Annotated in this window: 17 protein-coding genes; 12 read left to right on the plus strand and 5 right to left on the minus strand. The window is 56.1% G+C overall.

The window, feature by feature from the left end; translation table 11 throughout:
• Together AB7F49_RS33615 and AB7F49_RS33620 are read left to right on the plus strand one after the other, a co-directional pair.
• Positions 1 to 1,603: tail fiber domain-containing protein (locus AB7F49_RS33615; RefSeq protein WP_428530395.1), on the plus strand; the 1,603-nt coding region annotated here is incomplete at its 5' end.
• Between the two features lie 94 nt (positions 1,604 to 1,697).
• Positions 1,698 to 2,372, plus strand: coding sequence for a hypothetical protein (locus tag AB7F49_RS33620; protein WP_428530397.1), 675 nt, complete (start codon positions 1,698 to 1,700; stop codon positions 2,370 to 2,372).
• Positions 2,373 to 2,789: 417 nt separating this feature from the next.
• Here the strand turns inward: AB7F49_RS33620 and AB7F49_RS33625 are convergent, their stop codons facing one another.
• Entirely contained in the window at positions 2,790 to 3,152 is a 363-nt protein-coding gene (locus AB7F49_RS33625; protein WP_428530399.1) for a HepT-like ribonuclease domain-containing protein, read from the minus strand.
• A gap of 65 nt (positions 3,153 to 3,217) precedes the next feature.
• On the opposite strand from AB7F49_RS33625, the gene AB7F49_RS33630 reads away from it, so the two are divergent.
• Positions 3,218 to 3,649, plus strand: coding sequence for a hypothetical protein (locus AB7F49_RS33630; protein ID WP_428530401.1), 432 nt, complete (start codon positions 3,218 to 3,220; stop codon positions 3,647 to 3,649).
• A gap of 43 nt (positions 3,650 to 3,692) precedes the next feature.
• On the opposite strand, the gene AB7F49_RS33635 is transcribed toward AB7F49_RS33630, so the two are convergent.
• Complete coding sequence (locus AB7F49_RS33635) at positions 3,693 to 5,216, minus strand: hypothetical protein (protein ID WP_428530403.1); 1,524 nt, start codon at positions 5,214 to 5,216, stop codon at positions 3,693 to 3,695.
• A 443-nt stretch (positions 5,217 to 5,659) separates the two neighbouring features.
• Here AB7F49_RS33635 and AB7F49_RS33640 point away from each other — a divergent pair, with 443 nt between their 5' ends.
• From AB7F49_RS33640 to AB7F49_RS33680, 9 genes are all read left to right on the plus strand, one after another.
• Complete coding sequence (locus tag AB7F49_RS33640) at positions 5,660 to 5,860, plus strand: helix-turn-helix domain-containing protein (RefSeq protein ID WP_428530424.1); 201 nt, start codon at positions 5,660 to 5,662, stop codon at positions 5,858 to 5,860.
• Positions 5,861 to 6,008: 148 nt separating this feature from the next.
• On the plus strand, positions 6,009 to 6,782 hold the full coding sequence (locus AB7F49_RS33645) for a protein rep (protein WP_428530426.1): 774 nt from the start codon (positions 6,009 to 6,011) through the stop codon (positions 6,780 to 6,782).
• 46 nt (positions 6,783 to 6,828) lie between these two features.
• The gene (locus AB7F49_RS33650) at positions 6,829 to 7,140 is read left to right on the plus strand and encodes a hypothetical protein (protein WP_428530405.1); all 312 of its coding nucleotides are present in this window, start codon (positions 6,829 to 6,831) and stop codon (positions 7,138 to 7,140) included.
• Between the two features lie 65 nt (positions 7,141 to 7,205).
• Entirely contained in the window at positions 7,206 to 7,502 is a 297-nt protein-coding gene (locus AB7F49_RS33655) for a hypothetical protein (RefSeq protein WP_428530407.1), read from the plus strand.
• Positions 7,499 to 8,407, plus strand: a complete 909-nt coding sequence (locus AB7F49_RS33660; protein WP_428530409.1) for an AAA family ATPase — start codon at positions 7,499 to 7,501, stop codon at positions 8,405 to 8,407. The genes AB7F49_RS33655 and AB7F49_RS33660 overlap by 4 nt, the downstream gene beginning before the upstream one ends.
• A 15-nt stretch (positions 8,408 to 8,422) precedes the next feature.
• The gene (locus AB7F49_RS33665) at positions 8,423 to 8,944 is read left to right on the plus strand and encodes a hypothetical protein (protein ID WP_428530411.1); all 522 of its coding nucleotides are present in this window, start codon (positions 8,423 to 8,425) and stop codon (positions 8,942 to 8,944) included.
• A 3-nt stretch (positions 8,945 to 8,947) separates the two neighbouring features.
• Positions 8,948 to 9,259, plus strand: a complete 312-nt coding sequence (locus AB7F49_RS33670; RefSeq protein ID WP_428530412.1) for a hypothetical protein — start codon at positions 8,948 to 8,950, stop codon at positions 9,257 to 9,259.
• The gene (locus AB7F49_RS33675) at positions 9,256 to 10,611 is read left to right on the plus strand and encodes a hypothetical protein (protein WP_428530414.1); all 1,356 of its coding nucleotides are present in this window, start codon (positions 9,256 to 9,258) and stop codon (positions 10,609 to 10,611) included. Before AB7F49_RS33670 ends, AB7F49_RS33675 begins: the two co-directional genes overlap by 4 nt.
• Positions 10,608 to 11,444: a hypothetical protein gene (locus AB7F49_RS33680; RefSeq protein WP_428530416.1), complete on the plus strand. Its 837-nt coding sequence runs from the start codon at positions 10,608 to 10,610 to the stop codon at positions 11,442 to 11,444. The genes AB7F49_RS33675 and AB7F49_RS33680 overlap by 4 nt, the downstream gene beginning before the upstream one ends.
• Before the next feature lie 243 nt (positions 11,445 to 11,687).
• Here AB7F49_RS33680 and AB7F49_RS33685 read toward each other — a convergent pair whose 3' ends face one another.
• The 3 genes from AB7F49_RS33685 to AB7F49_RS33695 form a co-directional block, all read right to left on the minus strand.
• A complete protein-coding gene (locus AB7F49_RS33685; RefSeq protein ID WP_428530418.1) occupies positions 11,688 to 11,975 on the minus strand; it encodes a hypothetical protein in 288 nt (95 codons plus the stop codon).
• Positions 11,976 to 12,003: 28 nt separating this feature from the next.
• Positions 12,004 to 12,156: a hypothetical protein gene (locus AB7F49_RS33690; protein WP_428530420.1), complete on the minus strand. Its 153-nt coding sequence runs from the start codon at positions 12,154 to 12,156 to the stop codon at positions 12,004 to 12,006.
• Positions 12,153 to 12,368, minus strand: a 216-nt coding sequence (locus tag AB7F49_RS33695) for a hypothetical protein (protein WP_428530422.1), incomplete at its 5' end; no start/stop codon positions are given. The genes AB7F49_RS33695 and AB7F49_RS33690, both read right to left, overlap by 4 nt.

Below are 12,368 nucleotides of genomic sequence, written 5' to 3' on the forward strand. Positions count from 1 at the left end.
AACGCTGGATATCTGCCAAGGCACCAGCTGGACCCAACTCTCTAGCGACACCACCACGGTGGCCGACAATCTGGGCAACCACACCGCCACGCAAGACCTTGCCATGGGCAACTACAAAATCGCGTACGGCAACGCGACGAGCGACAAGCTTACATTGTACAGCAATACATACGGCATTGGCATTGAGCCCAGCAACCTTACAAACTGGTCGGGCAGCGCTTTCCGCTGGCGTATTGGAGGCACATCGGCCAGTACGGGTACGCAGTATATGTCGCTTGCCAACACCGGGCTGACGGTAACCGGAAGTGTTGATGCCAGCACCCAATTTTTGGGGCAGGCGTCAGATACTGCAACGACACCGTCGTTCAGCTGGACGGGCGATAGAAACGTGGGGATGTTCCGTCCAACGACAGATGTCATAGGTTTCACGACTAATGGCTCCGAGCGCATGCGTATCGACTCTTCGGGGCAGATTGGCATTGGCACAAGCTCGCCTTCATCCTCACTGCATATTTTAAAGTCTGGCAGTCCAGCCTTATCTCTCACCGATTCAAGCCGGGCAGCTGATTTAAAAACTTGGAACATGGTCTTGTACCAAGACAATCTGGAATTCCAGACGCGTAGCGATAATTATACTTATCTAACAAGTGCATTCGTGTTGCAACGCGATGGCGACGTTATTGTTCCATCGGGTAACATAGGTATTGGAACGACAACACCTTCACGCCCGATCGAAGTTTCGACGAGCACATCGAATGAGGCGCGCATGCGGTTAACCAGTACGAATACCACAGGAGGTGCTTATTCGGCCTACGAATTTTTCTGCGGAGCGGCTGGGACTACCTGGTGTGGTGGCCTGACACGTGAACAATCAAACAACGATATTAGCCTCTGGACGGCCAACAGCAGCTCAACGCCCAAAATGACCATTAAGAACACTGGCAACGTTGGTATCGGCACAACAAATCCAGGTTATACCTTAGACATATCTGGAAATTTGCGAACTACTTCATCAGTATACGCTAATATTGCCCTGTACACGCCTATTTCAGTTTACACGGGTATCCAGGATCAGATTCGGTTTGATGGAAATACTGATGAATGGTGGTGGATGTCAAAAGGCGCCCCTACAGGTACCTATGCATTTGGCGTGTACTCACCCGCTACCGATGGCGGCAGCAACTTCGGCTTTGTTTTCTACATCAACGAAAACGGAACGGCTTGGCTGAAATCCACACTGACCCAAAACTCAGATATTCGCCTGAAAGAAGATATCCGCCCCTTCAATAATGCTCTGGATGTTATTTCGAAGCTCAATGGCGTGCGCTTCAGATGGAAAGACAAGACGATGCCCGGCGAGCAAATCGGGTTCATCGCACAGGATGTTGAAAAGGTTCTGCCCGAACTTGTCGCCACCAACCCCGAAGACAAAATGAAGAGCGTGGCCTACACCAGCGTCATTCCCATCCTGACTGAGGCCGTGAAGCAGCTTAAATCTGAAAATGAAGCACTTAACCTTCAGCTCAAAGCCGCAAACGACAACCAGGCAAAGATTCTTGATCGGTTGGAAAAGCTTGAGCGCCGTCTTAAAGACGTTCCCTGAACAGGCCTGCTGAATCATAAATACATCACCCCCCAATAAGGCTTTCAGGATCATCCCTTGTCAGGAAAGGTGGTGAGGGGCTTCATAATCAATTATGAAAAATCTCCTGCACAAATTGGCCCTGTCAGGTTTCGTCCTGACAGCTTCGCTTCTCAACCAGGCTCATGCTCTTGAAATGTCCGCGTCTAGCGGCAACAATACCGGCGTGTTGAATGGCGTGAACGCGCGTATTGAGGCGAGCGAGGCTGTCACAACAGCACTCATCAATAAGATTCTCACGTGCAATAATAAGAAGAAGGTTTACGCGTCCGATAGCACGGTTTCAGGCCGCGACAGCGATGGCTGCGTCGGGGCTGACAGCGATCTGAGCAGCGTCGAAATTTATAAGCAGAGTAAAACCGTAAGCGTTCCTCTAACCTGTAGTGCAGGATCTTCTCGCTTCAGCAGCTGCAAAGTCAATTTTAATGTGCGCAACTATATTGATGGTTCGAAAATTCAGACTGGGGACATCCGCATTAGCTTCCTTGGCTACTTCAAAAGCGACGTTCAACTTCCATCTACCTATAGCATTTCTGGTCCTTATGCGACGTCGAGCCAAGTGACCACGGCACGCAAGAATATAGATGGTGACTCTTATTGGGCTACTTTCGGATCCGTAAACAACGGCCTTGTAACCCTGGAAGCTTATAACTGCCGTATGTACACTTCAGCTAAGGTTCGAGACATAACACTCACCTACAGTTATGTTTCTGTCCGGCAGGCGCCGTAACAAATGATTACGGTTTGCGACGTCGGTGTCGAGGCTTGACATAAGATTCATTATGCGAAGTCGTGGAACGTGTGGAACAGCCTAGTCCGCGTGTCGTCTTTCAAGAAGTATTGCAAATCCGTCAGTAATTATTGCAATTCGGATTTATCTGCGACAACGTCATTTTCCACCGGCTTATCCAAAAGCGCCGGATCGCAAGGGCCACTGCACGATGCGATCGGATGGAAGGCTTATGGAGAGTGTTGCACACGTGTTCGAATTTTTGCACCGATGCGAACATGTGCTCACGGTTTATGACTTGAGCTCGGCGCACCTCCTTTCGCCAAGTTGTTGAAATAACATAAGCGATGAAGTCAAAGTTTGTGAAATCTGACAGCCGCCAAACGAGCGCAGAATCTCAGATTGTGAGATCTGCCATTAAACCAGGGGCGACTGTTTGAACTCCTGGATCATTTTTCGGACGGCCTTCTGGAGTGGAGGCAGGTGTTCGCGAAGAATGCTCCACATCACGTCTGGATCGATCCTGAAATACTCGTGGCACAAGAGGTCGCCGGTTGAGGCAATGTCGCGCCAGGCGATCTCGGGATAGCGAGCTGTGACACTCGGAGGCAAGTGGCGGACAGCCTCGGCAATGATCAGAACAGCTTGATGGACCGCATAGCGGAGGGCGACGTCATTGCTGAGGTGCGCTTGGGTTCGATGGCGCATGAGATCCAATGCAATACCGATGTTCTCGTCGATGTCGACGAGCCACGCCGTCTCATTGCGGGTCACCTGCATGCCACATTGTGGTGCGTAGACGGAATAATGGCAAGCGATCTCTAGCTCCGCGAAGCTCGACTATATTGATTAAACTGGATTATCTGATTTTTGTTATTTTAATCACAGCCGGTTGTAGTGCTTTCCCAGACGGCATAGAATTTAGGATGTTTTTCTTGCGCCCTGCTTACAAATATGGTGATCCCGCCGAAAAGCCTGAGCCTGTTGACGCTGACAAATGGCACTATCTTCGAGACTGGATCCTCGAAGTTGAGGATTTATTCAACGATGCATACAAAGATGCAAGATATCCTGGACCCCATCGTTATCTCTACCTCACCGCCGTGTATTACGATCTCCATCAGCAATGCGGCGGGAATAGTGCCCACCTCACACGCGAAAAAATAGTTATGGCCCTTAACAACAATAAAAACTGGCCGACGCGAGGCTCGTTACAAAAAACATTTGATGGCAGGCTGTACGAAGACCGCGGCAACGAACCTCTGAGAGACATCTAGGTTCGATTAGTGCCCTTTGGTCTCAGTGGCCAGGGGCCATCGATTACAAGCCTGCGCAAAAATTCGTCATGACTGAATTTGCGTTATGCTTGGGTAAGACAACGTCTTCGAGCCAGCGGCGTCGTACCTCTATTTGAGGCAGATCCACAGAAGGACCGAAGGCAGCGCGGTTGAGGTTTTGCCTGGATTCCAACGCCCTGTCTGCAAGAACAACATTTCCTCGGGCAAGCCAGTATTCATGCACATGGGCATACAGATCGTCCCATCCCAAGTAGTTTTCGCAGCCATGCAAGGCGGCGGCTGATTTTGCTAGCCACTCAGCGGCTTTATCCACGTCCCGATCAGCCTGTAACAGCCACCGCTTAGCCATCATATTCGCGCACCTGCTTCTTATCAGGCTGCCATCCATCGCCTTCCCGTCCTCAAGGCTCTTCCATTCTCTCAAAATCGATTCTTCGGGCGATTTGATAAAATTCGATATCTCGATACACGCTTCATTCGATGGTATTTTATTTTCTTTTTCTGGTTCAGCTTCGGCGCGCACTGTTCTAATCGCGTCTTCCAACATATTTTCGAGTCTATCTATGTAATTGAAGTTGCGGATATAGCTCTGACGCCTTTCGAGCAGCTCATCAAGAAGCATTAAATGATGCACGCTGTTCAGACCATCCATTCCATCGGAAACCAGTGCGCTTCGTTCATCTACGTAGTCAGTTAGTAGAGTCCACATCGCCTGCAGGTTTATCGAGCTTGTTCTAAAATGGCCGCCGTTTGCAAGCCGTTTGACTGTCCAGCTCAGCGACAGTGGTATCGCGTTGAACTCCGGACCATCCGCGCAGTTCTGCATATGCAGATAATTATCAAAATTTCTGGAAGCATTTGGAACTCTGAGATTTTGCCGGACAATTGTGTTATAAAATATTGCTTCTCCTATCATATATAAATGTTTGCTAGATTTGCTGCCCAATTTTTCACAATGCTTTAAAGATCCAAGAACAAACGCATCCGACCAGCGAAGCGCGGCTAGGTAATTGTTACTCTCATAGGGATCTAGGACGTTTGCAACGATAGCATCAAAGAGCGCTTCGATATCTGCCCGGCCACCATTAACAGCTCCATTAAGCAGCTCGGACCCTCCAATCTTTCTGTAGTGCCCCAGAGATTGATGGGCTTCGTTAAAGACGTTGATCCACTCCTTCTCAATCGCCCAAAATACCTCAAATTCGTACTCTAATTCGTTCAATTGCGCTTCGCCAAAGCAGACAGCATTAGCGCGATCCGTCGCGCGTATCGTGATCATAAACTGTTGGAACGCGCGCCTAGTTTTGAGAGCATACTCATCGGGGTGCTGCGCCGCTTTTTCTAGCGCCTTCCAGAATTTATAGGAAGCGTCGCTGCACTGCTCTTTTAAAAACTTTGGGAGCTTAAGTTCCGCGCCCAGAACGCTGCCTTCATTCGACGTCGATTTTTTCAAATTACGTTGCCAAGCTAAGCACCCGGCCTGAAGCACGCGTTGGAGCACGCCTAAGAACCTTTTCCTACTCTCCAAGTGAAGTGGAACTGTCATTTCGCTCTCGCCGGCGATGCTGTTGATTCGCAGTCTTGTCAAGGAACATCGCGGGAAATTTTCGCGCGCTCAACTTCCCTGACTACCCCAATTTGCTCAGGCATACGTCCCCTGTTGCACCAAGACATGGGAGCAAATCTATGCCTGCCAAAACAGCGCCTTTCTACCGACACGCGCCAAATCGCGAACAGATAGTTCGATCACCGGATCGTACCAAAGCCATAGCTCGCGCCGAGTTCGGACGGAACTACGTCGATGACGACCAAACGACAACTACGGCTCTCGCCAATATCCGAACGTCCGCAGTTGAACCAGACAACTTCACGTTTGTCACCGGGCGAAAGTGTTTTCTGAATGCTCCTGACTATTTCTGATGAAAGAGCGCAGAAATGCAACGCGACGATAATTCCGAATACGGTGGACTGTCCGCATCTGAATATCTCATGGATGAATCCACGGCAGCGAATTTCCTGGGACTGAGTGTTCCTACGCTTCAGCGGTATCGGTCCACCGGCACTCCCAAAATTCCCTACGTCAAGTTCCCAGGAAAGCGCGGACCTGTGCGGTACCGAAAGAGCGATCTCATCGCCTTTATTGAGCGCTCGATCCGGACGTGCACCAGCCAGGGAGGGAACCATGCTTGAGGTTCATCATTCCCCAATCGCTCGCGAGTTATTCCGCAGCGATCTTCGCCGCGAGACTTCCTCTGCGATTCGCGAGGCTCTCAAAGAGGCTGCGCTCGGGCTGACGGTGGGTCGAGAAGGTCAGCGGCTGCTGAAATTGGTGCGCCGCATGGAGGTTTGCGAGGTCACGCAACAGACACGCGTGCTTCGCGATTCTGACGGCACCTCATACGTAGCCCGCTTTAATAGACGCGGTTGCCGCTCGAGGTTCTGTGTTCCCTGCACGGCAAAGAATACTGCACATGATCGCAAGAAGGCTCACGAGCTGCTTGACGGCGTGTTCGAGCAGGTCGGCGAGGTCCGAACTCTCTTCCTCACCTTGTCCTCAAAAAACCGGGACATCGACGAGGTCGCGGATATGTTCAACGATCACGATGCCGCCCTGCGCCGCTTCTGGCGGAACAGCCGGGTTCAGCAGGCGACGCTTGGATCATTCACGGCGTTCGAGTGCGACGTACGGGGCACGCGCGAAAATCCAGAAGCAGGCGTCCATTCGCATTCGGTCGTTTTCGTCGATCCAGCCGTGTTCTCGGATCACCGCTATTTGCGCCAAAGGGAATGGGCGCAGATCTGGGGCCAGGCGCTTCGCGTCAGCTATCGTCCAATCGTCGATGTCCGCGTGGTCAGGAACCGTGATGGTGAGAGCGGTGCGGCGGCCGTTCGCGCAATCATCCCGGAACTTTGCAAGTACGTGATCGACCCCGGCAGTCTCGTGCAGCACGACGCGGCAGGCCTCACCGCCAATCCACGTGTGGTGCTGGCCCTGGCGCGCGCGCTCCATCGCCGCCGCGTCCAGCGCTTCGACCGAATCGTCGCTAAGGCCGCACGCAAAAAGCGTCGACAGCCTGCGTCGCGATCAACACCCAACCCCATTCCGGCCTAGGCCGGTGCGTGTGCGTCCACATCCCAAGCAAGAAGGAACCCCAATCATGAAGCGCATTTCTGGCTACGTCCTGTTCGGCAAGTTCAAGGAAGTCCGCACGTACGAAAACCGTGACGACAATGGACGCGTGACCAGCGTGTCGAAGAGTTACGTCGTGCATGTCGCCCACGAGGACGGCACGATCACGCGTACGAACATCTACTTTCCGCGCGATCCCAACTACAGGGAACCGTCGCTGAAAGTTGATGAAGAGTACGGCTTCCCAGTCGCGCTGCGTCCGAAGCGCGGCGGCGGCCTCGACCTCTCAGCCACGGCGCGCAGAGATCTCATGCCGTTCTTGCCACCTGAGTTCGAATAATCGCAATCCATCCCGGTGCGGCTACCGCCGCACCGGTCACCTCCCTCATTCAGGAGACCATCACCATGACGCAAGATCCCGAACTTACCAAAATGCAGCAGGCCTTCGTCCGCGATTTGATGGATGACCCAACCCCCCAAGCGTCGTCTCCGAGCGATCCCTGGCCCGAGCCACCCGCAATGCCCGTGCCCGTCGATCTCAACGCCGAACTGACGGCCTTCGCCGATCTGATGAAGCTGCTCGCCGCCACTGACGATGGCGACGAGGGCACGGCCATCACTGCCCTGCGGGAGGAAGAGTTCGTTCAAGAGACCTTCCAACCTGACCCTTCTGAACTCAATCCTGAGGAGACGTCCACATGAACCAGCGCATGACCAATCTGCAGCCAAGTGCGATGCCTACGCGACAAGCTCCCCCGCCCTTTAGCATTCGCATGCCGGGGCAGTTCATCTGCCCAAGAGGCTATGTCTTCGCCAGCCTGGAGCATGTCGTCCATCGCCATCTTTTCCGCAATTCCATCCCGTCGCTGATGGAGAGTGCGGACCGCTACCTCGCGATCACCGGAGAGCCGGGTGCATCTAAAACCGTGACCGCCTGTGACGGCGCCCTGCGTTTCGGGTTCGCTTGCGCCCACCTGCCCGGAGCGATGCTCGCCAGTGAGAACGAAGGCGGCGCCACTGCTACGCTCAAGGATTTCTTTGAGACCGTCGTCGCTTCGTCAGCGGCAGCGCGCGTTCGCCACGTCGCGGTCATCGACGACCTGGAGCTGTCGATCTTGAGCAGCGATGCCAAGACAGGCAGGACCATCAACACGGCCCTGCTCACAGGCGAGCTGCAGCGCCTTGCAGACCGGCCCAAGCCCTACCGCAACCACGACGGCACGGTCATCCCCGTGATCTTCACGGGCAACGACTTCACGCAGATCCGGGCGAGCCTGCTGCGGGACGCCCGGGCAACGTCGTACGTCCACACGCCGACATTTGAGGAAAAGTTCGCCTTCGCATTTCATCAGCTTCGGCCGCGCAACCGGCGACAACTGAAGTTCGTCAAGCGGATCGCGAGGACCTATCGCCAGCAGCCGATCGCCTTCTGGTCCGCCCTTGGCAACGATTTGCACACGGCCCGCCTGGATCACCTCATCCATCAAGGCATTCGCGATCCGCTGGTCGCCGAGCACGAGCTGGCACACGCGACTCCCCTCGATCCTGGTCTTGTCTGGCGTCTTGCCAAAGCGCGGGCACAAAAGTCCCGCCGCGCCTACCTCTAATCTGGAGAATTCTTCATGGCTCCCGTCGTCAACCTCAAAGCAACTGTTATTCCCCGCTCGATCGTGCGGGCAACCGTCCTCGGCGACCTGATGGCAAACTTTGGGCTTCCGCCTGATGTCATCCGCATCGCCCAGGAAGGCTTCGCCACCGGCGACATCACCGGCATCACCATCTTCGGCATCGACTTCGCCGGGCATAGCCAGGACGAAGTGCAGCTCATATTCAGCGAACTCGCGCGCGACGATCAAATGTCCGTCGACGTCTCAGGTGGGCGTAGCATGATTGAGGCCTTGAGCCTCAAGTTTGCGCACGCCGTTGCCTATTCGGTTGCAACCATGAAACGGAAAGGTCTGCGGATCGATTATATCTATCACTTCCCGGCGGGTCGCACCCATACGATGAGCCGATACGGTTTGATCCCGCGCAGCCCAACTCTCTACGCACCTGGCTATGCGCCCCGGCAATTGTTCTCCGTGCAGCCAGGCCGCGATCCCGGCATCACCTATACCCATGCAACCGCACGCCGTATCCGGTGATGCATGCGACAGGGATCGCGCTTCTTTCGCGCAATGCGAGGTTGGTTTGCCGGGACAGGTGCGTCCCGGCAGATCTCGTCGCCGCCACCGCTCACGGCAACAGCCGTTTACGACCCCAATGCCTCCGTTCCCCGCCCGCCCGAACTTCGCGACGCGGAACTTGAATGGCTAAAAGCCAAACACGACGACCCGGGACTCACGCCTCAAGAGCGTATCGCCATGTTCCAGCGGTTGATTGGCGAGGCCGACCGCGAGATCGCAACACTTGAAACCGAACTCGCCGACCTCATGCGCGAGGAGCGCGCCTACCGATGACCCGTCCCACCGACCATCAGCTCCGCACCCTGAAGGCCCTTACCGAACGCTATGCGGCCAAGCGCGCGCAGATGCGTCGCCTGGAAGCTGTGGTCGCCGCCGCCCGGGCCACAACTGGGGCTAAGCGCCAGGCCTTTGATCGCCGCATAACCTTTGTTGCCGATCCGAACGCGCTTGCCGGCATCGCAACGCTGTACCGTGGACAAACGACGCCCCTGCAGCGGCGCATCACGTACGAATACGACCGTCTCCTGCAAGCGATCACGGACCCGCTCATGCCAGGCGTGCGTCCGCTCAAGGTGGACTTTCATGCGCTAACAGCACAGGCCCGCCCCTACCTCGTCGCTGCCTACCTCGACCTGAAAATCGGGGGGGTCCTGCCCCGCCTCTGCCTCACACGTTCCAACCCCGAACAAGGACGGCTCGTCTACATCGTGACCGGAGGCGCCGTCGATGTTGCGCAATGGCGTGCCGCGTTGCCACGAATTTCTGCTTGGCTCGGCGGGCATTGGACGCTGACAGCCAGCACCTCGAATACCGTCACCCTTGAGCGGCGGACGCCCCTTCCCGCTTCGATCCCTTTCAGACCAGACATGCTCGGGCGAGGCAGACTCTTTCTTGGCTTTGACAGCGAAACCCAGGCCGCCGTCCGCCTGCCGTTTGCAGATATGACCTCCGGCACCTTCGTGCCCGGCGCTGCGGGCACCGGCAAGAGCAATGCGTTGCATATCCTGGTGCAATCGATTCTCGCCAACATGCAATTGTTCAGTGCTGTCTATCTGGTCGACGGCAAGGATGGCGTGGCGTTCAACCGCTATGCGGGTTGTCACCCTAAGGTGAAAGTGCTTTGGGAAGAAGCCGACCTTTGGAAGCTCACGTCCGAGCTTGTTGTCACCATGCGTGCGCGTAATACTGCGCAGCGCGAAGCCGGCATCGACAAGACGCTCAAAGATTTCATCGCCGTCGTCATCGACGAGATGAGCACCTACACCGCCAAACCGTCTTCCGATCCCAAACACGCCGACAACAAGACCCATGCGCAATTCATCGACGAACTCGCCATGCTCGCCAAGCGCGGCCGCTCGACCGGGATACGCCTGATCATCACGGCGCAAGAACCCGTCGTCGCCGACATCCCCGCCAATGTGCGGGCTAATTGCCTGACCACGATTTCCTTCAAGTTGCCGATCGATGCGCATGCGATTGCCGTCTTCGGTCAACTCGAAGGCCTCCCCACAGATCCGCGCCAACTTGGTCAAGGCCGTGCTCTCATCAAGCATGGCTTGCTCGGCACAATGCAGACCGTGCAGTTCCCGTTGATCCCACCACCCGCACCGCGAGGTCGCCCATGATCTTCGCCCGCATCGCCGTAGCTGGGGCTATTCTCTGTTCGCTCTGGTTCAACGGTTCCTACGCCTGGAGCAAGGGCGGCACCCTTTACGTGCAGCTCAGCCTTGTTACGCTCGCCGTCACCATCGACTTGTGCAAGTGCGGGTTTCTCACGGCCGCGTCGGCCCTTTGGCGGGCGGGTTGGCGGATTGCGCCGTTCTGCCTTGTCGTCTTGTGGGTCCCTTCCCTCGCGTATTCCACCTTTGCCGGATATGCCTCGATCACGACCAGCCGCGCGCAGACCTCCGTCGAAGGCGAGGCTAAGGCAGACGCACGCGCACGTGCCCAGGCCGCCTACGACGCTGCGAGCGCAACACTCACCCAAGCCGCAAAATCCCCTCTTTGGCAATCATCTTCCGCCTGCACTGCACCCTCCAGCAAATCCCAACGCCGCTTTTGCGAAAGCCTCGATGCCGCCAAGGATGAGCAGGCCCGCGCGGCGGCAGATCTCGCCCATGCCGATCCCGTGGCTGTCGATCCCGAGCTGATCGTGCTTGCAGACACGACGGCATTGCCGACACCAACGCTAAGCTTGATCGTTGCGCTGTGGCCTGCCCTGCTGATCGAGCTTGTCGCCAGCATCGGCCTGTATGCCGTCACCCGTCCTATGCTGTCAGAGCCCTCCAAACGCGCCCAGAAGGCGTTTTCAAAGATGGCCGCCGTCGATGCTACCCAGCAGAGCAAAAACGATCCTGCGCGCGTGCCAGTGGACGCAGAGCCTAAGTCGGTTGAGATGTCAGCTCCTGAGGCCCATGCACCGCGCGCCTTGCGCTGGCCCAAGGCGCAGCCCGCATGACCAAGCGGAGCCTTTCCTTGATACAAGTATATATAATACGAATTAACGCTCCAAACTCTGCCGACGATGGCGGCCGAGGAGGCGGCCCGGAGGGACGACGACGAGGACGACAGAGGAGGCCTAGTACAGGCGGAATGAGTGCCCGGTATGTGGGCAGATAAGAAAAGGCCCCGCCAGACAAAGCGCCGGCAGCTCGGCCCTTTCACAGCCAGGCAGCCGGCACCATGAAACGCGGGGCCGTTGTCAGTCGTCGAACGATACGGCCCACCACCAGCACATCCAAGCTTCTCTGAGATAAAGCCTGACGAATGGCAACAGTCCCATGTTGGAGACCACCCGCAGGGTTGTTTTCAAATCGTCGTTCTCGATTCGCTGTTTCCGGTGCGCAGCAACGGCCAGTTGCGCAACAAGTCCATCGTGCCAGTCCCAAGCCTCGCCGTTGGTGCGACCCTCGGCGAAGTCTTTGACCACGTCAGCCTTGGCCCACGGCGGCAAGTCGTTGGCTTTGGGGAGGGTTGCGCGTTTGGCCATGCCGCAGAGTAGCACGGTCCTTGCCTTGTTACCGCGAGCGGGCAGACGCTGCGGCTCGCTTGTGGCCCCACAACGCCCACGACAGGCGACGCGGCAATCCACGTGTCGCCTGCCATGCTCTCCACATCACCCAGCCCCACGCAATCACCCCCGACCCGGTGAAGAACGCAACCCAGCTCATGCCGCGTCCTCCCGTTCCAGTCCGTAGCCGCCGAAGCTGCGCACGTCCCACGTCTTGGCATCGACCAGGAACAAGCCAGCGTCTCCCGGTGAGAAATCTTCGAGGTAGGTCTTGGTGTCGCTGAACCGTCGCGGCTTCTCGAACACGCCAAGACTCAAGGCGTCCCGGTTGTCTTCATGCGCAAGCCCAATGAAGCGCGCGGTCGCATAGTC

The organism is Pseudorhodoplanes sp. (assembly GCF_050250235.1).
GTDB lineage: Bacteria > Pseudomonadota > Alphaproteobacteria > Rhizobiales > Xanthobacteraceae > Pseudorhodoplanes.